Raw genomic sequence first — 24,660 nt, 5'->3', positions numbered from 1 at the left:
TAAATTTCGCATTTTCTTGCGACAAATATCCCCGCCGGAGGCCTGAAATCTCTTCTGGTGCATCATCCGCCTCACCGCACCTTCGGCGGGAACAGGCCCTGCGGTTTCAGGGCGAGGACACAGGCCATGATGATGTAGATGAGCATGGCCGAGATCGCGGGGGCCGAGTTTTCGGCGGCATCGGGGCTCATCACCAGCTTGAAGATGTCATCGAGGAAGCTGCGGCCCAGCGTATCGATCAGCCCGATCAGCAGGGCGGCGATGAAGGCGCCCTTCATCGAGCCGATGCCGCCGACGATGATGACGACGAAGGCGGTGATGATGACCTGGTTGCCCATGCCGATGGAGGCCTCGGTGATCGGAGCGATGAGCATGCCCGCCAGCCCGGCGAGCGCCGCACCGAGGGCGAAGACGAGGCCGAAGAGCAGCTCGATGTTGATGCCGAGCGCGCCGACCATCACCCGGTTGGAGGCCCCGGCGCGAATGAGCATGCCGAGCCGGGTGTGGACCACCATCCAGTAGAGCCCGCCCGCCGCAGCCAGCCCGGCGGCGATAATGACGAGTCGGTAGGTTGGGATGACGAGGGTTTCCGAAAGCTCGATCTGGCCGCGAAACGCCTCGGGCAGCGGCACGGCGATCCCTTCGGGCCCCCAGATCAGGTGGGCCGCCGTGTCCAGCACGAGGATCAGCCCGAAGGTGGCGAGCACATGGTCGAGGTGGTCGCGGGCGTAAAGGGGCCGGGCAACGAAGCGCTCCACGCCCCAGCCCAGCAGCGCGGTGATCGGGAGGGCGATCAGCACCGCGAGGAAGAAGTTGCCCGCCGCGTAGGTCAGCGAGGCGCAGATGAAGGCGCCGAGCATGTAGAGAGAGGCGTGGGCAAGATTCACGAAGTCGAGGATGCCGAAGACCAGCGTCAGCCCGGAGGCGACGAGGAACAGCAGCAGCCCGAGCTGGAGCCCGTTCAGCGTTTGGATGACAAGGAGGGAGGTGTCCACGGAGGGCCTTCGCGCGTAGGGACGGGCAAGGTCTCCCCTGCCCGCCCGGAGTGTCAGATCAGTTCATCGAGCATTCGGCAGCGAAGCTGTCGACGTGGTCGGTGTAGACGGTGTCGACCACCTTGGTCGTCCAGTTGCCATCGGCGTCTTCCACTACTTCGCGGAGGTAGAAGTTTTGCACCGGCATGTTGTTGGTGCCGAACTTGAAGTTGCCTCGCACGCTCTCGAAGTCAGCGGCCTTCACGGCGGCGCGCAGGGCGTCCTTGTCTTCAAGGTTGCCGTCCACGGCTGCCACGGCGGAGGCAATCAGCATGATCGCGTCGTAGCTCTGGGCGGCGTAGAAGCTCGGGTAGGTGCCGAATTTTTCCTTGAAGTCGCCCACGAACTTTTGGTTCGCGGCGTTGTCGAGCGAGGGGTCCCACTCCTGCGTGATCTTGGAGCCCAGCGCATCGGTAAAGCCCGCCTGCTGGAGCTTGGGCAGCGAGATGCCGTCGATCGTGAACACCGAGTAGAGGGGCAGCGTGTCTTTCAGGCCCGCCTGCTGGTACTGCTTCACGAAAGCACCGGCCGCTGCGCCGGGGTAGAAGACGAAGAGGCCATCGGCGCCCGAAGCCTTGGCCTTGGCCAGCTCAGCGGAGAAGTCGAGCTGCGCGTCTGCGCCCCATTTGGTGAGGTCCTTGCCGACGATCTCGCCGGTGAAGGTGCGCTCCACGCCTGCGGTCATATCCTTGCCGGCGGCGTAGTTTGGGGCCATCAGGTAGAGCGATTTCACGCCTGCCTTGTTCAGCACCTCGCCCATCGCCATCGGGGTCTGGTCGTTCTGCCAAGAGGTGGAGAAGTAGTTCTTGTCGCAGAGCTTGCCGGCCATCTGGCTGGGGCCCGCGTTGGCGGAGATCAGGATCTTGTCGGCATCCACGACGGACTTGCGTGAAGCGAGCAGCACGTGGGACCAGATGTAACCCGCGACGAAATCGACGTTGTCCTGCTTCACCAGTTTGTCGGTGGCCTGCTTGCCGGCCTCGGGGGCGAACTGGTCGTCACCGAAGATCACCTCGATGTCGAGCGGGCCGGCCTTGCCGCCGAGGTGCTCGACCGCGAGGTTGACCGCGTTTTCCATGTCCTTGCCGATAACGGCGGCGGGGGTGGTCAGCGTGGTGACGAAGCCGATCTTCACGCTCTCTGCGTAGGCGGCTGTGGCGGTCAGGCTGGCCGCGAGGGCCGCCGTGAGTAGCTTGTTCATGTTGTTCCTCCCGTTGTGCGCCTCCGTTGAGCGGCGGTCGCAGTAAGATTTGTGCACTATACTGCCGTTTTAGGCAATATTATTCTCATTCCCTTGCAGCAGTGATTTGACAGCCTGCCGGTCGATTTTTCCAGTGCCCGTTTTCGGCAGGTCGGTCACGAAGTGGATGCGGCGCGGATACTTGTGGGGCATCAGCGTGGCTTTGACGTGATCCTGGAGCATCTTCACCGCGCCGTCGTCGCCCGGGCCGGACCGCAGGGAGACCAGTGCGGAGAGCGTGGTGCGGCGATCGGGTAGTTCATGGGCGAGCACGGCGCTCTCGTGCACCTCGGGGTGCTCGTTCAGCGCGCGTTCCACCTCGAGCGGCCAGACCCATTGGCCGGAGACCTTCACCAGATCGTCGGCGCGGCCCTGGAAGTAGTAGAAGCCCTCGCGTTCCTCGAAACGGTCGCCGGTGTTGATCCAGTCGCCCTGCATGGTCTCGGCGGTCTTATCCGGGCGGTTCCAGTAGAGCGGGGCGGAGCTGTGGCCGCGCACGAACATCACCCCGCCCTCACGCAGCTCGATCTCGTAGCCCGGCACGCGCTTGCCCGCCGCGCCATGGCGCATGTCGGTGGCGGTGTTGGAAAGGTAGACGTGCAGCATCTCGGTGCTGCCGAGTCCCTCGATGGGCGAAAGGCCGGTGAGGGACTTCCAGCGGGAGGCGACATCCTCGGAGAGGATCTCGGCGGCAGACATGCATTGGCGGAGGCTGGAGAGGTCGCGGCTCTCGACACCGGGCGCGTTGGTGAGCGCGGTGTAGAGCGTGGGCAGGCCGAAGAAGACAGTTGGTTTGTGGGCCTCGATCATGTCCAGCACGGCATCGGGCTTTGGCGCATCAGGCATCAGCAGGGTGCAGGCGCCGACCGCGAAGGGGAAGGTGAAGCTATTGCCGAAGCCATAGGCGAAATAGGCCTTGGGCACGGAAAAGCAGATGTCATCCGGGCGGAGCTTCAACAAATGGGCGGCGAAGCTTTGCTGGCTGTAGGCCATGTCGTGATGCAGGTGGACGATGCCTTTGGGGCGGCCGGTAGAGCCGGAGGAATACATCCAGAACGCCATGTCATCCGGGCCGGTGGGTGCGGGGTCGAGCGTGGTGGGCTGGCCGGAGATGTAGGCGGTATGGTCGGTGACGAGGCGCGTATCCGCGGGGAAGCGACTGGCGTAATGCGGCTCGGTTACGGCGAGGGGCGCGGCGCTGTCGGAGAGGTAATAGGCCAGCAGGTCGGGCGGGGTTTGCGTGTTGAGCAGCACCGGTACGAAACCCGCGCGAGTGGCGCCGAAGAAGGCGGCGGGGAAGCTGGGCGTGTCATCAAGGAAGAGCGCGATGCGGTCCCCGGGGGCGAGGCCCTGCGCGGTGAAGGCGTTGCCCCATTGCGCCGCCTGCGCGATGAGTTCGGCGTAGGTGAGGTTGCCTGCAAAGCCGGTGAGGGCGCGGGCGCCGGGGTTCCGGGCGAGGTTTTGCCAGAGGATCTCAGCGCAGTTCGGGTGGGCGGCTTTGTCAAAACCGATCTCCTGCGCGCCGGGCGGGTTTTGAACGGGGTCTTTTATGATGTCGGGCATTGCGCTGCCTCGTATTGGGCCATGAACTCTGGTGACAGCGCCCGCAGCTTCTCGGGCGGCACGCGGCCGGAGCGGGTGATGTAAGACATGGCGAAGTCGAGCGGGGGCTGCTCGATGTGAGTCGAGAAGGACTCGTACCACTGGGCGGAGGTGTTAGCCCCGGTGACGATCTTGCGGGCGATCGGGGGCCGGGTGGCTTGATAGCTGGTGAGGCCGTCCATGACGTTGGGCGCAGCCTTTATGGCGGCGATGAGGGCAATGGCATCCTCCATCGCGAGCCGGGTGCCGGAGCCGATGGAGAAATGCGCGGTGTGAACGGCATCGCCGATGAGGGCGGTGTTGGCGCTGGTCCAGGTCTCGCACCAGAGTTTGGGGAATTGCCGCCAGATGGAACGGTTGGTGAGCAGCGGCGCGCCTTCGAGCACCTCGGCGAAGAGGGTGGCGCAATAGGTGGCGCTTTCGGTCTCGTCCATCTCGGCCAGCCCGTGAGCGGCAAAGGCCTCCTCCTCCAGCTCGACGATGAAGGTGCTCATGTTGGGCGCGTAGCGGTAGTGGTGCGCGTTCAGCGCGCCCTTGGGGTGGCGGAGGAAGGTTTGGGTCAGCGTGTCGAAGGGGCGCGGCGTGCCGAACCATGCGAAGCGGTTGGACATATGGGTGAGGCTGGGCGCGTTGGCCTCGGTCCGTGTGCGGGAGTTGAGGCCGTCGGCACCGATGATGAGATCGGCCCGCAGACTGGAAGGGTCCACCTCAGCGCCGAAACGCAGGTCCACCCCAACCTCCTCGGCGCGGGCGGCGAGGATCGTCAGCAGCTCCAGCCGGCCGATGGCGGCAAAGCCGATGCCGTCGAGAGTGACGGGGCCGTCGGGGTGGTTGAGCACCATGTTCTGCCAGCGCTCCATGCGGGGCGTAATGAGCGCATGGGTCTCCGGCTCGTCGGCTTGCAGAAAGTCCAGCGCCTGGGTCGAGAAGACCACGCCGAAGCCCCATGTGACCCCACGCGCCGCGGCCTCATGCACGGTGACGCGGGCCGAGGGGAAGGCGCGGCGGGCGAGGATGGCCGAGAGCAAACCGCCGGGGCCGCCGCCAATGATGTCGATCGTTGAAAGCTCTGCCATTCCGCCCTCCCCTGCGGTTTGGTCTTGTGTCAGTGTGAGGCTAGGCGCTAATTCCATATTGCGCAACAGTTTTCACGGAGCGGAAATTTGAGCCTGTTCACCCTCGATGTCGACATCAGCTTCGGGCACTGCGACGCGGCAGGAATTGTCTATTATCCCAACTACTTCCGCTGGATGGACCGGTGCTTTCACAGCTTCCTCAAGGCGCGGCACGGTGGGCATGCGGCGCTTTGCCAGCGGCTCGGCGCACGCGGGCTAGGGCTGATCTCGGCCGATGCGCGATTCCGCTCGCCGGGGCTAGATGGAGAAGTGTTGCGGATGGAGATGATGCTCGGCGAATGGGGCCGGAAGAGCCTGCGGGTGGACTATCGCGGCACGGTCGAAGGCCGGCTGGTGATCGAGGGCGAGGAGGTGCGCGGCGTGTTTGTGGAGGCTGACGGGCGGATCAGGGCGGGCGATGTAGCGCCGCTGCGGGAGGTGATCGGTGGCTGAGGGCCTCTCTTCGCTCGACGCGGCGCTGGGGCTGCTGAAACTGCTCTCAGCGCAGGGCGGCCCGGTGGGGCTGAGCGAGATCGCGCGAGAGGCGGGCATGCCCGCGAGCAAGGCGCACCGCTACCTCGCCAGCTTCATGGCCGCCGGGCTGGTGAGTCAGGCGGGGCGATCGGGCAAGTATGACCTAGGGCCGGGCGCGGTGGCGCTCGGGGTCGCTGGAATGGCGCGGATGGAAATGGTGAACCGCACGGCGGATGCGCTGCCCGAACTGGTGGAGGCCACCGCGCTGACGGCGCTGCTGAGCGTCTGGGGCAACGCGGGGGCGACCGTGGTGCGCTGGGAGCGCGCGCCGCGCTTCGTGGTAACCACGCTGGGCCTCGGCACGGTGATGCCGCTCCTGAACTCGGCCAGCGGGCGGGCCTTTCTGGCATGGGCGCCGCAGGCGGTAATCGCCGGGCGGCTGGCGGAGGAACTGGCGCTGGAGCCGGGACGGGACGCAGCGGCTTTGGCGGGAGAGGTGCGGACAGCGGGCTATGCGCAGGTGAGCGGCGACCTGATCCCCGGCCTCGCGGCCATCTCGGCCCCGGTGCTGGACTGGCAGGGCGAGATCGGCGCAGCGGTGACGCTCTATGGCACGGACCCGGCGATTTGCGGCGCGGACCGTGCTGAAGTCGCGGCGTTGAAGGCGTTTTGCGCGGGGCTCTCGGCGGTGTAGCTCTTCGCTCCCTTCGGTCATCGCATGGGCGCGGCCAATCCTAGCCAGGGCGCCTGATGGCGACGCGCGGCGGGGGTTTTGCACCCCCGCACCCCCGCAGGATATTTGCAGGGCCAATGAGGAGCGGGTCGGAAAGCAGAAGGGCGCGAGGTTGCCCCCGCGCCCTTCTTCCGTGGTGGTAACTCTCGATCAGGCGTCGAAGCGGTCGGCGTCCATCACCTTCACCCATGCGGAGACGAAATCCTCGACGAAAGCGTGGGTCGCGTCGGACTGACCGTAGATTTCGGCAATCGCCCGCAGTTGGCTGTTGGAGCCGAAGACGAGGTCGACGCGGGATGCGTCATACTTTTTCTCGCCAGTTTTCCGGTCTTTGCCGACAAAGGCCTTTTCGTCGCCCGCGTCTTCCCACTTCGTGTCCATGCTGAGCAGGTTCACGAAGAAGTCGTTGGTGAGCTGGCCCTCGCGGTCGGTGAACACGCCCGCCTTACTGCCGCCGTGGTTTGCGCCCAGCACCCGCAGGCCGGCGACAAGCACGGTCATCTCGGGTGCGGTGAGGGTAAGCAGTTGCGCGCGGTCTACCAGCAGCTCCTCGGCGGAGACCGAGAAATCACCGCCCATGTAGTTGCGGAAGCCGTCTGCACGGGGCTCCAGCGGCTCGAAAGCCTCGGCGTCGGTCTGCTCGGCCGTGGCGTCCATCCGGCCCGGGGTGAAGGGCACCTCGATGGCCGAACCGGCGTCGGCGGCGGCCTTTTCGACGGCGGCGGAGCCACCGAGCACGATCAGGTCGGCGAGCGACACTTTCTTGGCGCCCTGCCCGTCGAACTCGGCCTTGATGCCTTCGAGCACGCCCAGGACGCGGGCCAGCTCGGCAGGCTCGTTCACCGCCCAGTCCTTCTGCGGCGCGAGCCGGATGCGGGCGCCGTTGGCGCCGCCGCGCAGGTCGGAGCCGCGGAAGGTGGAGGCGGAGGCCCAAGCGGTTTTGACGAGGTCAGACAAAGGCAGCGCGGCCAGCAGCTTTTCCTTCAGCGCCTTGATGTCAGCGGCATCCACCAACGGGTGATCGACGGCCGGGATCGGGTCTTGCCAGATCAGGTCTTCACTCGGCACTTCCGTCCCGAGGTAAAGCTCTTTCGGCCCCATGTCCCGGTGGGTCAGCTTGAACCACGCGCGGGCGAAGGCATCGGCAAACTCTTCGGGGTTCTCGTGGAAGCGCTTGGAGATCGGCCCGTAGATCGGGTCGAACCGCAGGGCGAGGTCGGTGGTGAGCATGGTCGGCGCGTGGGTTTCGCCCGCGCGGTGCGCGTCAGGCACGGCATGCTCGCCGCTCCAGTTCTTCGGGGTCCACTGGTTGGCGCCGGCGGGCGACTTGGTCAGCTCCCACTCGAAACCGAAGAGGTTGTCGAAATATCCGTTGGACCACTTGGTGGGCGTCGAGGTCCAGGTCACTTCGAGGCCCGAGGTGATGGTGTCGGCGCCCATGCCGGTGCCGTGGCTGGAGGTCCAGCCGAAGCCCTGCTCGGCCATGCCGGCCTGCTCCGGCTCGACACCCACGTTGGCGGCGTCAGCCGCGCCGTGGGTCTTGCCGAAGGTGTGGCCGCCAGCGATCAGCGCGACGGTCTCTTCGTCGTTCATTGCCATCCGGCCGAAGGTCTCACGGATGTCCTTGGCGGAGGCCAGCGGGTCGGGGTTACCGTCGGGGCCTTCGGGGTTCACGTAGATCAGGCCCATCTGCACGGCGGCAAGCGGGTTTTCCAGCTCGCGGTCGCCGGAGTAGCGGCTGTTGGGCGCATCCGACTGGGCGAGCCACTCATCTTCGGCACCCCAGTAGATATCTTCTTCCGGTTCGAACACATCGGCCCGGCCCCCGGCAAAGCCGAAGGTCTTGAAGCCCATCGACTCGAGCGCGACGTTGCCGGTGAGCACCATCAGATCGGCCCAGGAAATCGCGTTGCCGTATTTGGCCTTGATCGGCCAGAGCAGGCGGCGGGCCTTGTCGAGGTTGGCGTTGTCGGGCCAGCTGTTCAGCGGGGCAAAGCGCTGCGAGCCGGAGCGCGCGCCGCCACGGCCATCGGCGGTGCGGTAGGTGCCGGCGGAGTGCCATGCCATGCGGATGAAGAACGGGCCGTAGTGCCCGAAGTCGGCGGGCCACCACTCCTGGCTGTCGGTCATCAGGGCGTGCAGATCAGCCTTGAGCGCTTTCAGATCGAGGCCCTTGAAGGCCTCGGCGTAGTCGAACCCTTTCAGCGGCGAGGTGCCCGGAGCGTTCTGGTTGAGGATCTTCAGGTTGAGCTGGTTCGGCCACCAGTCCTTGTTGCTGCGCACCGCGTGGGTGTGCATCACCGGGCATTTGCTGATGTTTGAAAGTTCGGCTCCGTCCATCTGGCGCTCCTGTCGTTGGCTATGGCGAATGGGAGGGTCCGGCCCCGTGGCGGTGCCGGTGATTCCTCCCTGATGCTCAAACCGTAGCAGCGGCGCGCTATCAGGAAAAATTGGAAATGCGGATTGAAGCGATAAGCCGCCCTTATTCGGGCTGCCAATCCGCCCGGGTCATCGACACAAAGGTCTCCCCTGCCCCGCCCGACACATTGCGGTCGAGGATGTCGCGGATGCTGTGGGTATCATTGATCGCCTTCCACCCCGGCGCGGAGAATGTTGCCTCGTTGAACACGTGGCGCGACATGAGCGGGTTGGTGAGCGCCTGGCTGAAGGCGTCGAGCGCGACGAAGACCAGCACGAGGTTGGGCAGCGGGCTGTTGGGCACGCGGTCCTCGCAAAAGAGGCCTACGAAAAAGTCCACCTGCTCGGGGCTGCGGTAGAGCCGGGCCAGCTCGGCAGCGACCTCCGGGTCGGAGGAGATATCCTCGAACGTCCGGGGCGGCTCTTGTTTGAGATAGACGTTGTAATCCCAGAAACTGGCCAGCTCGCAGGCGCGGTCTTGCAGGATCGAGGCCTCCTCGACCTTCACCAAGGGCGCCGAGGTGTTGCGCGGCCCCAGTTCGGCAGCGGGGGTGGCGCAGATGTCGGCAAAGGCGGCCAAGAGCCCGCCCTTCAGCAGCGGCGCGTTGTTGCGCAGGGTCCGGGCGATGGGCACATCCTCGCCGCCCCAGCGGATGGTGTCGGGGATGAGCGCATGCCAGCGGTAGAGCAGGCTGAACTCGGTGGTGATCCAGTTGGGTTTGTTCCAGCTCGCTTCCCAGGCCACCGAGGGATCGGCCTTGAGGCGGAAGGGCAGCGGCGAGATGTGGTTAATGTAATCCTCCACCACCATCTTGATGAAGAGCACGATCATGGTGTTGCGCGCGGTCTCGAAGATGCGGGTATCGTCCCACGCCGGATTGGCCGCCTCGATCTCGCCTGCCAGCCGGTTGTGCTCGCGCAGGAAGAGGGTATTCAGCATGGCCACCTGCGGCACCGAGTTCACCCGGTCGCCGCCAACGGCAAAGAGCGTGGCCTGTTGCTCGGGTGGCAGATCCTCATGGCCGAGCGCTGGGTCGAGCGCGGCGAAGTCCGGGTCAATCGCGCCATCCTTGAACAGGAAGGGCGGATATTCCTCGCCGTCGTTCATCTGCGATTTCAGCCGCCCGCGCCGGCCCTCCTCGTCGGAGTTTTCGCGCAGCGCCATGGTCTGGCCGAAGGTGCGGCCGTAGAGCGTGCAGAGGTCGATCTCATGGTTCGAGGTGTTCCGGCGCAGGCGCAGCTCCGGGTCTTCGCCCTCGGGGATCAGCCCGTCGGTCTCGGTGCGCAGGAACCCATCGGTCAGATACTGCGCGAAGGCCGGGAAGAGGCAGGTGGACTTGGGGCAGAGCCGCTGCACGCCTGCGCGGCGCTGGAAAAGGGGCAGCAAGTCCGCCACCTCGGGCAGGCCGCTGCGGTGTTGTGGCGGCAGGTGCCGCCCGCTCCAGCGACGATCTGTCAGCCCGCGCCATGACACGTAGTTGCCCACGGTGCTCAGCGGGTGGGGCCGGTTGCGAGCGCGCTTGACGACGCGGTTGATCGCCCAACGGTTGGCGATCTTGGCGAGGAATGGGATCGCCTCGATGATCGAAAAGAGGGTGCTTTGAATCCGGTAACGCAGGCTGGGCATGGCGAGCTCTGAAATGACGGCGGTGAATGCCCTCACTATGGCGCTTTGCGCGCCTGTCGTCGCCGCCACGGCCCGTTTGGCCCATCTTTTTCACGCTTGATTTACGCAGGGGCAGGCAAATCGGGCGATTGGACCTCGATTTGAGGCCTTAGGCCGCTGCCGGCAGCGCCACGTCGAACTCCGCAGCTGAGGCGGCGAGGCGGGTGATGACCTCATCGGGCAGGCGCACCCGGCCCTTCGCCCCGGAGAGCGCCTGCTGCGCCCGGTCGCCCGGCATCCGCACCGGGCGGGCCGGGTCGGCGGGGCGGTTGGCACGGCAGAGATCGCCGAGATGGCTCACCTCGCGCAGGAACGCCGCGCGCCCGCCAAAGGCCTCGGGGTCGATCACCTGCAGGAACACGTTGCCACCCCAGCGGCTGACATCCTCGGCCCGGCCATGACCGGAGAGGCCCTGCGTCAGCATCTCGACCATCAGCGCCATTGCAAAGCCCTTGTGGCCGTGATCCGCCCCGCCGACCGGCATCAGCGTGCCTTTCGGGCTGGCGTTGACCACGGTGGGATCGGTCGTGGGGGTGCCCTCGGCGGAGAGCATCCACGGGTGGGCGAACTCGGCGCCGGTGTTGATGTATTCGCGGACCTTGGAGACCGTGGTGATCGAGGCGCAGGTGTCGATCAGCACCGGGTGGCCCTCGGTCGGATAGCCCACCGCCCAGGGGTTGGGCGTGAGCAGCGGCTCGGTGCCGCCGAAGGGCGCGACCCATTTGCCGGAGGGGTCCGAGGTGGCGATGTAGCAGACGAAGCCGCGCTCGGCGGCGATGCGCGTGAGGGTGGAGAGGCAACCGATGTGGTGGGCGCGGCGCATGGAGAGGGCGGCCATGCCGAACTCGGCGGCGCGGTCCATGCAGACCTCGAGCGCCTGCCCCATCAGCCAGTGGCCGGGGAGGTAGTTTCCATCCCAGACCATCGTGACCTTGCGGTCCTGCACCACCTCATGCATGCCCTCGGTGGTCATGGTGCCGCCGGTCAGCTCGGGCAGATAGTAGGGGATGAGCGAGACGCCGTGGGTGGTGACCCCCATCTCGTCGGTCTGCACCAGAAGCTCGGCCACCACGGCAGCCTTGTCATCCGGCAGCCCGGCCCGCGTGAGCAGGGCCACTGCGAAGGCGAGCAGATCGTCGCGCTGGTAGGCAGTCATCGGGTCAGTCCGCGGCGAAAGAGAGTTGCACCTTCACCGCGCCGGAGCGGTCCCCGGCTGTGTTGAAGGCCTCCACTGCCTGCTCCAGCGGGAAGGTGCCGGTGATGATCGGGGCCACGTTGGTCCGCCCGCTGCCGATGAGAGCCACCGCCTCGGCGAACTCCCCGGCAAAGCGCTGGGTGCCGTGATAGGCGATTTCTTTGCCGACCAGCATGTTCAGCGGGATCGGCACATCGCCCGACACGCCCACCTGCACCAGCCGCCCGCGCGGGCGCAGGCAGGTGATGGCGGTCTTGATCGCCGGGGCGGCGGCGGAGCACTCGAAGGCCACGTCGAAACTGCCCTTGTTCTCGGCGTAGGGCTCCAGCGCCTCGGCATCGGTTGCCACGTTGATGGTGCGGGTGGCGCCCATCTTCGCGGCCACGCCAAGGGTGAAATCCTGAAGGTCGGTCACCACCACCTCCGCCGCGCCTGCTTCAGCGGCAGCAGCGGCGCAGAGTGCGCCGATGGGGCCAGCGCCGGTGACCAGCACCCGCTTGCCCGCGAGGTCGCCCGCCTGGTTGCGGGCGTGGAGGCACACCGCCAGCGGCTCGGCGCAAGCGGCGGCGGCGAGGCTCACGCCATCGGCCACCTTCACGCATTGTGCGGCATCCACCACCATCCGGTCGCGGAAAAGGCCCTGCTCGTGCGGCATCCGCATGGCCGAGCCGTTGAACCGCATGGAGAGGCAATGTATCGGCAGATCCTGCTGGCAGAAGGTGCAGGTGCCGCAGGGGCGGCTGGGGTTGATCGCCACGCGGTCGCCCTCGGCCACGCCGGTCACGCCCGCGCCTACCGCCACAACGGTGCCGGAGGCTTCATGCCCAAGGATGATCGGCTCACGCACCCGGATCGGGCCAAAGCCGCCATCCTGGTAATAGTGCAGGTCAGACCCGCAGATGCCGCCTGCGGCCAGCGCCAGCAGCACTTCGCCGGGGCCGGGCTCGGCCACCTCGGCGGTTTCGATCCGGATGTCATTCTGGCCGTAGAGGCGGCAAACGCGGGCTTCCATGGGCGGGCTCCTAGGGGGTGAGGACCGAGGGCAGCCAGGTGGCGAGCGGCGGAATGTAGGTGACCGCCAGCAGCACGAGGATGTTGGTCAGAAGGAAGGGGAAGATCGCCACCACCACCGGCGCCAGCGGCAGCCGGGCGATGTTGGCGCAGACGAAGAGGCAAACGCCCACGGGCGGGGTGGTGAGGCCGATCATCAGGTTCAGCACCGCGACGGTGGCAAAGTGGATCGGGTCGATGCCGACGGCGTTGGAAAGCGCCAGAAGGGGCACGAAGAGGATGATCAGCGCGGCGATGGTCTCGAGGAACATGCCGACGAAGAGCAGCAGCAGGTTGATCAGCAGCAGCACGAGGAACTTGTTGTCGGTGACCGAGAGCACCGCGTCGGCGATGGCTTGGGGGATGCGCTCGGAGACGAGGATCCAGCCGAAGACATTTGCGAAGCCGACGAGCGCGAGAATGCCCGCGGCGGCCACCGCGCTGTCGACGACGATGCCGGGCACGCGCTTCAGCGGCAGTTCGCGGTAGATGAACGCGCCCACGAGAAAGGCATAGACCGAGGCGACCACGGCAGTTTCGGTCGGCGTGGCGAGGCCGGAGAGCAGGCCATAGATGATGAGAAATGTCATCGCCAGCGCCCAGATCGCGCCGCCAAAGCTGCGGGCGACTTCACCGAAGCCCTGCCACGGCTGGTGCGGGAAGTTCTTGCGGCGCGAGATGATGTAGCAGGTCACCATCATCGCCAGCCCCATCAGGATGCCGGGGATCGCGCCTGCAAGGAACATCTTGCCCACCGAAATGCCCGAGAGCGCGCCGACGATGATCATCGGCACAGAGGGCGGGATGATCGGGCCAACGGTGGAAGAGGCCGCGGTGACGGCGGCGGAGAAATCGGCCGGGTAGCCAGCCTTCTTCATGCCGGGGATCATCACGCCGCCGATGGAGGCCGCATCAGCCACGGCGGTGCCGGTGATGCCGCCGAAGAGCATGGAGGCCGCGATGTTGGTCAGGCCCAGCCCGCCGCGAATCCAGCCCACGAGCGCATTGGCGAAGCGGATGATCCGCTCGGTGATGCCGCCGCGGTTCATCAGGTTGCCCGCGAGGATGAAGCCCGGGATCGAGAGCAGCACGAACACGTCCATGCCCGCGTACATCTTTTGCGGCATGACCACGGGCGGGATGCCGGCGTAGGTCAGGTAGGCGAGCGACGACAGGCCGAGGGTGACGGCGACGGGAATGCCCAGCGCGAGGCCGAGCACGAATACGGTGAGGAGGATTGTCACGTCCATGTGGTCACTCCTCCTCTTCGGCGGGTTTGACGGGGGTGCCGTCTTCGGTGCCCGAGAGCATGGTGATGCAGCGGAGCACGGCGAAGAGGGCGAGGCCTGCGAGCAGGATGAAGACGGTGAGATGCGCCCATGTCATGCGGATGCCCAGCGCCGGGGCGGTCTGCATTTTGCCGATCGTCACGTATTTCCATGCATGGGGCAGAAGGTAGAGCGCAAGCCCTGCGGTGGCGGCGGCGGCCAGCAGGCGCAGGATCCACGGCAGCTTGCCGGGCAGCGACTCGCTGATCACGTCGACGTTCACCAGATCGCCGGTGCGCAGGCTGAGGCCCGCGCCGAAGGCCACGAGATAGAGCAGGGCAAAGCGGGTGAGTTCCTCTGTCCACACCGGCGATTGCCCGGTGGTGCGCCCCACGACCTGCACCAGCACGGTGACGATCAGCACCGCAAAGGCCACACCCGCGCCGACACGGGCAATCAGGGTGAGGAGGCGAACGAGGGTTTCGACAGGGCGCATGGCAGCGGTCTCCGGCAGGAAAGAAGGCGGCCGGCGCGGGGGAGAGCCACGCCGGCCGTGTGCCCGAAGGCGGGGTTACTCGGCGAAGAGCCCCTCGACAATCGGGCGGATCTCGTCGCTGACGTTGGACAGCACGGCATCCTTGGCCTTGGCGGCAAAGGCGGCGCCATCGACCTCGACGAAGGTCATGCCGTTTTCTTCGAGATAGGCGCGGTCATCGGCGACGCTCTGCTCGAAGAGGCCGCGCTCGTATTCCTGCGCTACGGCGGCAGCGGCCAGCACGGCCTCTTGGTCGGCCTCCGACAGCTTGGCCCAGGTGCTTTCGGCGATGGTCAGGTAGATCCACGAGCGCACGTGCTCGGTGAGGTTCACGTGGCTCTGCACTTCGTTGAAGCTCGCCGAACGGATCAGCGCCAGCGGGTTCTCCTGCGCTTCGATGGTGCCGTTCTGAAGCGAGGTGAACACCTCGGAGAAGGCCATCGGGCCGGGGGCGGCACCAAGGGCGGACCACACATCGATGAAGAGCGGCACGTTCGGCACGCGCATCTTCAGGCCCGCCAGATCATCGGGCGTGGTGATCGGGCGGTTCGAGGTGAGGTTGCGCGGGCCACGGGCAAAGTAGCCGATCGGGCGGATTTGCGCGTTGGCGATGATCTGGGCCTCGATCTGGTTGCCGATGTCACCCGAGGCGACCTCATCCATGTGCTCGATGGATTTGTAGGCATAAGGAACAGCCAGCAGGGCGGCCATCGGTGCCCAGTTCTGCAGGCTCTCGCCGGTGATCGTCATGTCGACGGTGCCGAGCTGCATGCCGTTGATCAGGTCGATCTCCTTGCCGAGGCTCTCGTTCGGGAAAACTTCCACGGCGATGCGGCCTTCGGTGCGGGCGGCGACTTCTTCGGCGAACTTCACCGAAGCGAGGTGCCAGGGGTTATCCTCGTTGGCGAGGTGGCCGAGCTTCAGGGTCATCTCCTGAGCGAAGGCGGGCACGGCGGCAAACGCGGCCACGGCGGCGGCGAGAACCGGCTTTTTCCAATTGAACGTCATTCGTCTTTTCCTCCTTGGATAGGTGCATTGACCGGCTCGGGAATCCCCCCCTCCGGCACGTCGAAAAACTCTGGCTTGGCCGCATGGATCTGCGGCAGGTCGATCAGAACCTCGCGCAGGTGCGTGCGCACGGCGGCGTTGGCCGCGCTGGTGTCGCCCTGCTCGATGGCATCCACGATGGCGCGGTGCTGGCCCACCAGCTTGACCACCGGAAAATGGCCGAGCGACAGAAAGCGCACTCGGTCCATTTGCGATTTCAGCCCCTCGATCAGCCGCCACGCGCCGCGCTTGTCGGCGGCGTCGGCCAGCGTGCGGTGAAACTGCTCGTCGAGCCCGATGAAGTCGGTCGGGGTGGAGGCGGCGACGGCCTCCTGCGCCTGCAGCTGCGCGCGCAGTTCGGCGATCAGGGCCGGGTCCGGGCGCTGTGCGAGGATCTTGGCGATATCGGCCTCGATGGCCTCTCGCAGGAAGCGCGCATTCAGAACGTCGGAATAGTTGATGCGGGTCACGATGGTGCCGCGCTGGGGCAGCACCGCGAGCAGCCCCTCGCCTGCGAGCCGGATGAAGGCCTCGCGCACGGGCTGGCGGCTGACGCTCCAGCTCTTGGCAATCTCGGTCTCGGAGATGCGGTCGCCGGGGGCGAGGCGGTTGCGGATGATGGCGTCACGCAGATGCGCATAGATCTGCGGCGTGATCGGCGATGCCGGATCCAGCGCAGCGGATGTAATGCGGTTTTCCGTCATGATTCGCTCTCCTCCCGGCATGGCTCTACCATACTTCCATACTTCCATACTAGCCAGGATCGCGCGGGTCTGGTAGCTTGCCGCCAACAGACGACTCGGGAGGCTCCTTTTCATGAAACAGACCTGGCGGTGGTTCGGCCCCCGTGACCTCGTATCCATCGACGACACGCTTCAGGCGGGCGTGCAGGGCATTGTCTCGGCGCTGCACCACGTGCCCACCGGGGCCGTGTGGACGCCCGAGGAAATCGCCCAACGCCAACGCGAGATCGGCACCATGAAGGATGGCGCGCCCTCCGGCCTCGGCTGGGACGTGGTCGAGAGCCTGCCGGTTTCGGAAGACATCAAGAAGCAGCAAGGCGACTGGCGCACGCACGTCGCCAACTACATCACCAGCCTCGAGCACCTCGCCGGGGCCGGGATCGAGGTGATCTGCTACAACTTCATGCCGGTGCTGGACTGGACCCGCACCGACCTTGCATGGCGGCTGCCCAACGGCGCCACCTGCATGCGCTTCGACCTCACCGATTTCGCCGCCTTCGACCTGCACATCCTCGCCCGCCCCGGCGCGGCGGAAGATTATGACGAGGCCCTGAGTGACGCTGCCGCGAAGCGGTTTGCCGAGATGTCCGAGGACCGCAAGGCGCAGCTCGCCAAGAACGTGGTGTTCGGTCTGCCCGGCGCGGCGGAGCACTTCTCGCTCGAAGACGTGCGCGACCACCTCGCCCAATATGCCGCGATGAGTGAGGACACCCTGCGCAAGCACCTGCACGACTTCCTCGCCGAAGTCATGCCCACCGCCGAGCGCCTCGGCCTGCGGATGTGCTGCCACCCCGACGATCCGCCCGTTCCACTGCTGGGCCTGCCCCGGATCATGTCGACCGAAGACCACTACCGGAAGCTGATGGAGGGCGTCGACAGCCCCGCCAACGGCATCACCCTCTGCTCCGGCTCGCTCGGTGCGCGGCCCGACAACGACCTGCCGGGCATGATGGAACGGCTGGGAGACCGGGTGCACTTCCTCCACCTGCGCAACGTGAAGCGTGAGACCGCCGATATCCGCGGCGACTTCCACGAGGCCGAGCACCTCGGCGGCGACACCGATATGGTGGCGCTGGTCGAGGCCGCGCTGAAGGAAGAGGCCAAGCGCAAGGCCGCCGGCCATGCCGACTGGTCCATCCCCTTCCGCCCCGATCACGGGCAGGACATTCTCGATGACCTCGGGCGCAGCGCCCAGCCGGGCTACCCCTCGATCGGGCGGCTGAAGGGGCTGGCCGAACTGCGTGGCATCATCGCCGCGCTAGAGCCGCGGACCGCGGCATGAGGCTGACATCGCTGGAGGGGCTGCCGAGCAGCGTCGCACGGCCCGGATACACCCCCGCCAATCATGGTGTGGGGATCGTTCACCTCGGCCTCGGGGCCTTTCACAAGGCGCATCAGGCCGCCGCAACCGATGCCGCGCTGGCGGCGGAGGGCGGCGACTGGCGCATCTGCGGCGTCAGCCTGCGCAGCCGCGATCCCGCCGCCCAGCTCGGCCCGCAAAACGGGCTCTTCACCCTGATCGAGCGCAGCGCCGAGGGTAGCAAAGCACGGGTGATCGGCTCTGTTGCGCAGGCCTTCTGCCTCGGGCCGGACCGCGCCGAGGTGCTGGCCGCACTCACCGCGCCCTCGACCCGGATCGTCAGCCTGACCGTCACCGAGAAGGGCTATGGCCTCAGCCGCGCCACCGGCGGCGTGGACGAGGCCCACCCGGCCATCTCCCATGACCTCGCCGCGCCAGAGGCTCCCATTGGCGTGGCCGGTCTGCTGGTCTGGGCGCTCAAGGTCCGTCGCGCGGCGGGCATCTCGCCCTTCACCGTGCTCTGCTGCGACAACCTTCCCGAGAACGGCCAGCTCCTGCGCAGCCTGCTGGTGGACTTCGCCCGCCGCACCGCGCCAGAGATGGTGGATTTCATTGCCACGGAAGTCGCCTTTCCCTCCACCATGGTCGACCGCATCACCCCCGCTGCCACGCCCGAAACGCTGGCTGCGGCAGAAGAGATGACCGGCCATCGCGACGAGGCGGCGGTGGAGACCGAGGCCTTCACCCAATGGGTGATCGAAGACAACTTTCCCACCGGACGGCCCGCATGGGAGGCGGCGGGCGTTATGTTCGTGGAGGATGTGCGCCCCTACGAGGAAATGAAGCTGCGGATGCTGAACGGGGCGCATTCGATGCTCGCCTACTCCGGCTTTCTGGCCGGTCATCGCCATGTGTCTGACGTGATGCAGGATGCCCCGCTCGCCGCGTTGGTGCGCCGCCACCTCGCAGCCGCCGCGGCCACCATGCCTGCCCTGCCCGGCGTCGATTTTGCCGCATACGCTGAAGCCCTCTGCGCCCGCTTCGCCAACCCGCACCTTAAGCACCAGACCTACCAGATCGCGATGGACGGCACCGAAAAGCTGCCGCAGCGCATCCTCGCGCCCTGCGTTGCAGCCATCTCCGCAGGCCAGCCGCTGGCCCCCTTCGCCTTCGCCCTCGCCGCCTGGATGCGCTACGCCTTCGGCCAGACCGGGGCTGGCGAGGCCTATGCGTTGCGAGACCCGCGTGAAGACGAATTGCGGGCAACGGTGAACGGCGTGGAAGGCTCCGAGGACATCGTCGCACGGCTCATGGCATTGCCCGGCCTCTTCCCTGCCCCGCTGGCAGAGAGCGCCGCGCTGCGGGAGGCCATCGCCAAAAAGCTGGAAACCATGCGGTCGCAGGGCATGGCCGCTGCGATCCGCACCGAAGCCTCCGCCTGAGCGTCAGGCGGCGTTCTGCGCCGCGACGGTCTGCTCGAAGATATGCGCCAGCGCCGGGTCGATCCCGATGGAGAGTTCCGCACCCGGCTCCGGCGCGTCACTGCCCTGATGGACCATCAGCAGCACCTCGCCGTCCGCCAGCTCGACATGCAGCAGCGTGTCCGCCCCAGTGTATTCCGATGTCACCAGCCGCCCGCCAAGGATCGCCTGATCGGCGGGCACCAGTTGCAAGTGCTCGGGGCGCAGGCCCACCAGCGCGCCTTCCGGCACCGGGCGGCCCAGTGCGCCGAGCCTCTCCGCTACCGCACCACCGTCGACAAGGTTCATCTTGGGGCTGCCGATGAACTGCGCCACGAAGGTATTGGCCGGGCTCTCGTAAAGCTCACGCGGGGAGCCGACCTGCTCGACACGGCCATCACGCAGCACCACGATCCGGTCGGCCAGCGTCATCGCTTCGATCTGGTCGTGGGTCACGTAAACCATCGTGTTGCCCAGCCGCCGGTGCAGCGCCGCGATCTCCGCGCGCATGTGCACCCGCAACTCGGCATCGAGGTTCGAGAGCGGTTCATCGAACAGGAACACCTCGGGCGAGGCCACGATGGCGCGGCCGATGGCGACCCGCTGGCGCTGACCGCCGGAGAGTTCGCGGGGGTAACGGTCGAGCAGGGCATCGAGCTTGAGCACGGCGGCCGCCTCATCGACCTGCCGGGCAATGTCGGCTGCGGGCACTTTGCGCACCTTCAGGCCGAAGCCCATGTTCTGCCGCACGGTGAGGTGGGGGTAGAGCGCGTAGGACTGGAACACCATCGCAACGCCGCGCTTGGCGGCCTGCACGTCGTTCATCCGTTGCCCGCCGATCATGAGGTCGCCGCCCGACACATCCTCCAGCCCGGCGATCATCCGCAGCAGGGTGGACTTGCCGCAGCCCGAGGGGCCGACGAAAACAACGAACTCGCCCTCCTCCACATCGAGGCTGACGCCGCGGATCACGTCGGTCTTGCCGAAGGACTTGGTGAGGTTTCTGAGGGTGAGACTGCTCATGGTTCAGGCCTTTCGGGTGGCGGCGGGCATCAGCCCTTCACGCCGGACATTGCGAAGCTTTCAATGATCTGCCGCTGGGCGATCAGGTAGACGATCAGGATCGGCACCACCGCCAGCGAGGTCGCCGCGAGTTGCAGGTGCCAGAGCGGCGCGCCGTAGGGATCGGTGAAGTTGGAGAGCGCCAGCGGCAGGGTGAAGTTGGAGAGGCTGGAGACGAAGACCAGCGGCTCGAGGAAGAGGTTCCACGAGAACAGGAAGGTGATGATGGCGACAGCGGCGAGCGCGGGCCGCGACATCGGCAGGGCGATCTTCCACCAGATGCCGAGCCGCGAGAGGCCATCCATCTTGCCCGCCTCCTCCAACTCCTTGGGGAGCGAGACGAAGTATTGCCGCATCAGGAAGGTCGCCATCACCCCGTGCGGGCCGAAGACCGGCAGGAGGATGAGCGGCACATGGGTGTCCATCACGCCCAGCCACTTCATCAAAAAGAAGTTGGGCAGGATCGTCACCTCCTCAGGCACCATCAGGGCCGAGACGAGAAAGAGCATCAGCAGCCCGGCTCCGGAAAAGCGCATCCGGGCCAGCGCGTAGCCCGCGAGGGACGACAGGATCAGGGTGATGCCGGTGACCGCGCAGGCGATGTAGATAGAGTTGAAGTACTGCCGCGCGAAGGGCTGGTAGGTGAAGACCTCGATGTAATTGCCCCAGCGCCACGTGTCGGGAAGCAGACTGAGCTGCCCGAAGATCTCGGTGGCCGATTTGAAGCCCGAGGAGATCATCCACAGGAACGGGAAGACGAAGGGCACCGCCACCACCGAGAGCGAGAGCGCCCAGCAGATGCGGGTGACGGTGCGGGTCTGGCTGCGGGTGAGGGCCATCAGGAGGAGCCTTTCTGCCGCAGCAGCAGCTGCACGATGGTGAGCGCCAGCACGATGACGAACATGATGATCGCCAGTGCCGCGGCATAGCCGATGTTGAAGAACTCGAAAGCCTGCTCGTAGATGTAATAGGCCAGCACCAGCGTGCCGTTCTCGGGGCCGCCGCCTGTCATCAGGTAGATGTGGTCGAAGACCTTGAACGAGCCGATGGTGGTGATGACCATGATGATCAGCGTGGTCGGGGCCAGCAGGGGCCATGTGACCATGCGGAAGATCTGCCAGCCGTTCGCGCCCTCGAGCCTTGCGGCCTCTTCATAGTCGCGCGGCACGGCCTGAAGGGCGGCGATGTAGAGGATCATGTTCAGCCCGACCATCTTGATAACGCGCGTGACGATGACCGCGAACATTGCCCAGTTGGGTTCGCGCAGCCAGTTGGGTCCGTCGATGCCGATGCCTGCCAGCATCTGGTTGACCGCCCCCGCCTCGCCTTGGAGCAGGAATTTCCAGACGATGGCCCAGGCCACGGCAGACGTGATGACGGGCGCAAAGAAGACGGTGCGGAAGAACACAACGCCCTTGCCCGGACGGCAGAGCGCAACGGCGAGGCCGAGGGCCAGCGCCATGTTCAGCGGCACGAGACCTGCGGCAAAGATCACCGAGTTGCGGATCACATGCCAGAAATCGGGGTTGTCGCGCAGGGCGTCAGTGTAGTTGGCAAGGCCAACGTAGGTGCTCTTCTGGCTCAGCAGGTTCCACTCGGTGAGCGAGTAGAACACCACGGCGATGAGCGGGCCGAGGAAGAAGATCAGAAAGCCGATGAGGGTGGGGCTGACAAAGAGCCAGCCCTCGATCGCCTCGCGCCTGCGAAGGGTGAGCCACGGCGCGCGGGGTTTGCGCGCCGTGGTCTCGGTGGTGTCGGTCACGGCCATCTAGCGGACGCTCACAGATCGCCCTGGATGGCGTCGCAGACGGCATCGAGAGAGGCCTGCACATCGGCATCGGCACGCCAGAGCGCATCGAACTTGGGCTTCAGCGCCGCGCCGATCTGGGGCGAGTTCTGGTGGCTAGGCAGCACGTTACCCTCGTTGATTGCCGCCGAGACGCCCGCCATCTGCTCGGCCGGGATCAGGCTGTTGGCCTCGGTGAAGGTGGCGCTCTCCAGCACCGATTTGCGTGCAGGCGGGAAGAACTGCGCCATGACGCCCACGTTCTCGGCGCTGGTCATATGGGCGATGAACTCCTTCGCCAGCTCGGGCTGGTCACTCTCGGAGAACACCACGAGACCGGCCTGCCCGATGATCGGCGAGGCGCCCGCCGGGCCGGTGGGCAGAGGCGCGATGCCCCAGTTGAAGCCCGCTTCGGCCATCCGCGAGGCACGGCTGATCTGGTTGATCGTCATCGCCGAGCCGCCGGAGAAGTAGTCTCCCTGTTCGCCCGGCGGAACGATGGAGCCATCCTCGAAGATCATTTCGTGAAGTTGGGTGATCGCGGCGACGGCCTCGGGCTTTTTGAAGCCGCATTCGCCGTCTTGCCAGGCGTATCCGCCATAAGCGCGGATCGGCGGCATGATCGCGTGCATGATCCGGGTGTCGTAGCCCTGCCCGTCCTTGAACTCGAAGCCATAGGCATCGCCCGAGTCCTTCAGCGCCTTGGCCACTTCGCGGAACTTGTCCATGTCCCACTCGCCCTTGGCTGCGAGCGCCAGCGGGTCTTCGAGGCCTGCGGCGTCGAACATGTCCTTGTTGTAGTAGATCATGAAGGGCGAGGTGGAGAAGGGCACGCCGTAGATCGCGTCGCCGTCCTTCCAGAGGCCCATCGCAGGCTCGGAGAAGTCGGCGAGGTCGTAGCCCTCGGCGCCCTCGAGCGCGGGCGTCAGCTCCTGCACCGCACCGGCGGCGACGAAGGCGGGCATGCTGTCTTCGAACATCCAGCCAAGGTCGGGCGGGTTGCCGCCTGCGAGCTGGAAGGTGAGCTTTTGAATGTAATCGCCCGCCGGGATCGTCTCGAAGTTGACGGTCACATCCGGGTGGCTCTCCTTGAAGCTCTCGGCAATGCCGTTGAGCATGGCGAGGTGGGCGTCATTGCCCGTCCAGACCGTGAAGCGCAGCTCCTGCGCCGCGAGCGGGGTGGCCAGTATCAGCGCGAGCGCCGTGGCCGGCAGGCTCTTTGTAAGTGTCATGTTTTCCTCCCTTGAGATGTTTATCTTCAGGTCTTCTCGGGCAGCGCGTGCATCGCGTCGCCGATCCTCCATCCGCCATCGACGGGGATGTCGGCCCCGGTGATGTAGCTGCCCCCCTCGGAGCAGAGCATGAGCACCGGGGCGGTGATGTCTTCGGGCGTGCCGGGGCGTCCGGCGGGGATTTTGGCGGTGACGGCGGCCACGAAGGCCGGGTCGTCGTAGCGCGCGGCCATACGCTCGGTGCGGATTGCGCCGGGCGATACCGCGTTGAGCGTGACCCCCTGCGCCGCCACCTCGCGGGCGATGGCCCGGATGGTGGTGAGCTGGGCCGACTTCATCGCGGCATAGGCCAGCGTTTCGGCACGCGGCCGGGCCTGCATGATCGAGCCGAGGCAGATGACACGGCCCCAGCCCCGCGCCGCCATGCCGGGCACGAGGCCCTGCAGCAGCGCGATGAGTGACAGGAAGTTGGCTTGCACATGGGCCTGGACCTGTTCTGCGGGCAGGCTCTCCCACGCGCCGCGCCGCTCGATGGCGGCATTGGCGATCAGGATATCGACCTGTTGGCCCTTCAACTGGGCCAGCAGATTGCCCGTCGCCTCCGGCGCGGTGAAATCTCCATCTACAACCCGCGCGTCACGGCCCATCGAACGTGTTTCCCGCGCACCCGCCTCAGCCTCCTCCGGCTGGCCGTGGTGATGCAGGATCACATCCGCCCCCTGCCCCGCCAGCGCCAGCGCAATCGCCCGGCCAATGCCGGAGCTTGCGCCGGTGACCAGCGCGGTTCTGCCGGTGAGCGAGCGCTCTGTCACGCGCTCGGGCCTTCGCCACTAGGCTCGCCCGCCACTTCAAGCGAAGCGAGATCGGCAGCCTCGTAATGCGCGTCGATGCTGGCCCGCGCGGCTTCCACATCGCCCGAGCGGATCGCCTCCAGCACCGCTTCGTGGCGGGCAATGGTGCGCTCCCAATCGGCCTTGCTGCGGTTGGACCGGCGCGAGAAAAGCTCCGACACTTCGCGCTGGATCGAGCCGAGGCCCTCCATCTGCACCTTGATCATGCTGTTGCCAGTCGCGGCTGCCATGCCGAGGTGAAAGGCGATGTCGCACTCGGTGAACCCGCCGGGCTGAAGGATGGTCTCGCGCATCTGGCGGGTGGCCTCCTCCATCTGGGCAATACCCTCCGGTGCCCGCCGCTCGGCGGCGAGCTGGGCGATGCCGGTTTCGACCACGCGGCGCATCTCGTTGGCCTCGCGCAGCCGCTTGAGGCTGGAGCGCACGGCATAGCCATAGAACCGGTCGAGTGGCTCACCGTTCAGCGCCTTGGCGCGGGCGACCTTGCCCTGCTGGGTGTGGATCAGCCCCACGCCCGCCAGTTGGCGCAGCGCCTCGCGGGCGATGGGCTTGGAGATGCCGAACTCCTTGGCGATCTCACCCTCCGAAGGCAACGCCTCGCCCGGCGCGATCCGGCCCTCCAGCAGCGCCCCGGCGATGGATTGCGAGACCGCATCCGCCAGCCGTCCGGTCGGCGGGGTGGCTTCAAACAGGGCGTCGGTCTTTCGCTTGTCGATCATCTCGGCCTCTCGCTGTTGGGGCTGACGTTAGGCGAGGCCTCTCAACTTAGCAACTAGGTTTTTTAGTTGTTATGTTTTTTAAATCTGCTACCCCTTGCCCGACACCGAATGTGACGGAGGAGCACAGCGC

General features: G+C 66.4%; 22 protein-coding genes. 4 read left to right on the top strand and 18 right to left on the bottom strand.

What is annotated here, in order from left to right; genetic code table 11:
* Positions 1-71: 71 nt before the first annotated feature.
* The 4 genes from ACUXVX_RS03810 to ACUXVX_RS03795 form a co-directional block, all read right to left on the bottom strand.
* Complete coding sequence (locus tag ACUXVX_RS03810; RefSeq protein ID WP_446310443.1) at positions 72-995, bottom strand: branched-chain amino acid ABC transporter permease; 924 nt, start codon at positions 993-995, stop codon at positions 72-74.
* Between the two features lie 58 nt (positions 996-1,053).
* On the bottom strand, positions 1,054-2,235 hold the full coding sequence (locus ACUXVX_RS03805) for an ABC transporter substrate-binding protein (RefSeq protein ID WP_446310442.1): 1,182 nt from the start codon (positions 2,233-2,235) through the stop codon (positions 1,054-1,056).
* Between the two features lie 69 nt (positions 2,236-2,304).
* A complete protein-coding gene (locus ACUXVX_RS03800) occupies positions 2,305-3,837 on the bottom strand; it encodes a benzoate-CoA ligase family protein (RefSeq protein ID WP_446310441.1) in 1,533 nt (510 codons plus the stop codon).
* Positions 3,822-4,952, bottom strand: coding sequence for an FAD-dependent monooxygenase (locus ACUXVX_RS03795; RefSeq protein ID WP_446310440.1), 1,131 nt, complete (start codon positions 4,950-4,952; stop codon positions 3,822-3,824). The genes ACUXVX_RS03800 and ACUXVX_RS03795 overlap by 16 nt, the downstream gene beginning before the upstream one ends.
* 87 nt (positions 4,953-5,039) lie before the next feature.
* Between ACUXVX_RS03795 and ACUXVX_RS03790 the strand changes: the two genes are divergently transcribed.
* Both ACUXVX_RS03790 and ACUXVX_RS03785 read left to right on the top strand, forming a co-directional pair.
* The gene (locus ACUXVX_RS03790; protein ID WP_446310439.1) at positions 5,040-5,444 is read left to right on the top strand and encodes an acyl-CoA thioesterase; all 405 of its coding nucleotides are present in this window, start codon (positions 5,040-5,042) and stop codon (positions 5,442-5,444) included.
* Positions 5,437-6,159 carry an IclR family transcriptional regulator gene (locus tag ACUXVX_RS03785; RefSeq protein WP_446310438.1) on the top strand — a complete coding sequence of 241 codons (723 nt, stop codon included), beginning with the start codon at positions 5,437-5,439 and terminating at the stop codon, positions 6,157-6,159. Before ACUXVX_RS03790 ends, ACUXVX_RS03785 begins: the two co-directional genes overlap by 8 nt.
* A 189-nt stretch (positions 6,160-6,348) precedes the next feature.
* Here the strand turns inward: ACUXVX_RS03785 and katG are convergent, their stop codons facing one another.
* From katG to ACUXVX_RS03745, 8 genes are all read right to left on the bottom strand, one after another.
* Entirely contained in the window at positions 6,349-8,538 is a 2,190-nt protein-coding gene (gene katG, locus ACUXVX_RS03780) for a catalase/peroxidase HPI (RefSeq protein ID WP_446310437.1), read from the bottom strand.
* A 142-nt stretch (positions 8,539-8,680) separates the two neighbouring features.
* Positions 8,681-10,243, bottom strand: a complete 1,563-nt coding sequence (locus ACUXVX_RS03775) for a peroxidase family protein (protein WP_446310436.1) — start codon at positions 10,241-10,243, stop codon at positions 8,681-8,683.
* A gap of 148 nt (positions 10,244-10,391) precedes the next feature.
* Positions 10,392-11,438, bottom strand: a complete 1,047-nt coding sequence (locus ACUXVX_RS03770; protein WP_446310435.1) for an Ldh family oxidoreductase — start codon at positions 11,436-11,438, stop codon at positions 10,392-10,394.
* A 4-nt stretch (positions 11,439-11,442) separates the two neighbouring features.
* A complete protein-coding gene (locus ACUXVX_RS03765; RefSeq protein ID WP_446310434.1) occupies positions 11,443-12,489 on the bottom strand; it encodes an L-idonate 5-dehydrogenase in 1,047 nt (348 codons plus the stop codon).
* Positions 12,490-12,499: 10 nt separating this feature from the next.
* A complete protein-coding gene (locus ACUXVX_RS03760; protein WP_222470822.1) occupies positions 12,500-13,777 on the bottom strand; it encodes a TRAP transporter large permease in 1,278 nt (425 codons plus the stop codon).
* A 4-nt stretch (positions 13,778-13,781) separates the two neighbouring features.
* Positions 13,782-14,291, bottom strand: a complete 510-nt coding sequence (locus tag ACUXVX_RS03755) for a TRAP transporter small permease (RefSeq protein WP_446310433.1) — start codon at positions 14,289-14,291, stop codon at positions 13,782-13,784.
* Positions 14,292-14,366: 75 nt separating this feature from the next.
* The gene (locus ACUXVX_RS03750) at positions 14,367-15,338 is read right to left on the bottom strand and encodes a TRAP transporter substrate-binding protein (RefSeq protein ID WP_446310432.1); all 972 of its coding nucleotides are present in this window, start codon (positions 15,336-15,338) and stop codon (positions 14,367-14,369) included.
* Positions 15,335-16,081, bottom strand: coding sequence for a GntR family transcriptional regulator (locus ACUXVX_RS03745; RefSeq protein WP_446310431.1), 747 nt, complete (start codon positions 16,079-16,081; stop codon positions 15,335-15,337). The genes ACUXVX_RS03750 and ACUXVX_RS03745 overlap by 4 nt, the downstream gene beginning before the upstream one ends.
* 112 nt (positions 16,082-16,193) lie before the next feature.
* Here ACUXVX_RS03745 and uxuA point away from each other — a divergent pair, with 112 nt between their 5' ends.
* Entirely contained in the window at positions 16,194-17,402 is a 1,209-nt protein-coding gene (gene uxuA / locus ACUXVX_RS03740; RefSeq protein WP_446310430.1) for a mannonate dehydratase, read from the top strand.
* Entirely contained in the window at positions 17,399-18,862 is a 1,464-nt protein-coding gene (locus ACUXVX_RS03735) for a mannitol dehydrogenase family protein (protein ID WP_446310429.1), read from the top strand. The genes uxuA and ACUXVX_RS03735 overlap by 4 nt, the downstream gene beginning before the upstream one ends.
* 3 nt (positions 18,863-18,865) lie before the next feature.
* Here ACUXVX_RS03735 and ACUXVX_RS03730 read toward each other — a convergent pair whose 3' ends face one another.
* The 6 genes from ACUXVX_RS03730 to ACUXVX_RS03705 are packed head-to-tail and all read right to left on the bottom strand — an operon-like array spanning position 18,866 to position 24,530.
* Positions 18,866-19,903, bottom strand: a complete 1,038-nt coding sequence (locus ACUXVX_RS03730; protein WP_446310428.1) for an ABC transporter ATP-binding protein — start codon at positions 19,901-19,903, stop codon at positions 18,866-18,868.
* 29 nt (positions 19,904-19,932) lie between these two features.
* Positions 19,933-20,781 (bottom strand): carbohydrate ABC transporter permease, encoded by an 849-nt coding sequence (locus ACUXVX_RS03725; protein WP_446310427.1) that lies wholly within the window; start codon positions 20,779-20,781, stop codon positions 19,933-19,935.
* Positions 20,781-21,704, bottom strand: coding sequence for a carbohydrate ABC transporter permease (locus tag ACUXVX_RS03720; protein ID WP_446310426.1), 924 nt, complete (start codon positions 21,702-21,704; stop codon positions 20,781-20,783). Before ACUXVX_RS03720 ends, ACUXVX_RS03725 begins: the two co-directional genes overlap by 1 nt.
* A 17-nt stretch (positions 21,705-21,721) precedes the next feature.
* Positions 21,722-22,960, bottom strand: a complete 1,239-nt coding sequence (locus ACUXVX_RS03715; protein WP_446310425.1) for an ABC transporter substrate-binding protein — start codon at positions 22,958-22,960, stop codon at positions 21,722-21,724.
* Between the two features lie 26 nt (positions 22,961-22,986).
* Positions 22,987-23,772 carry an SDR family NAD(P)-dependent oxidoreductase gene (locus tag ACUXVX_RS03710; protein WP_446310424.1) on the bottom strand — a complete coding sequence of 262 codons (786 nt, stop codon included), beginning with the start codon at positions 23,770-23,772 and terminating at the stop codon, positions 22,987-22,989.
* Positions 23,769-24,530 (bottom strand): FadR/GntR family transcriptional regulator, encoded by a 762-nt coding sequence (locus tag ACUXVX_RS03705; protein WP_446310423.1) that lies wholly within the window; start codon positions 24,528-24,530, stop codon positions 23,769-23,771. Before ACUXVX_RS03705 ends, ACUXVX_RS03710 begins: the two co-directional genes overlap by 4 nt.
* Between the last annotated feature and the right edge of the window lie 130 nt (positions 24,531-24,660).

The organism is Vannielia sp. SX4 (assembly GCF_052828525.1).
The sequence above is the reverse complement of the archived record's forward strand: the minus strand, read 5'-3'. Positions and strand labels throughout refer to the sequence as shown.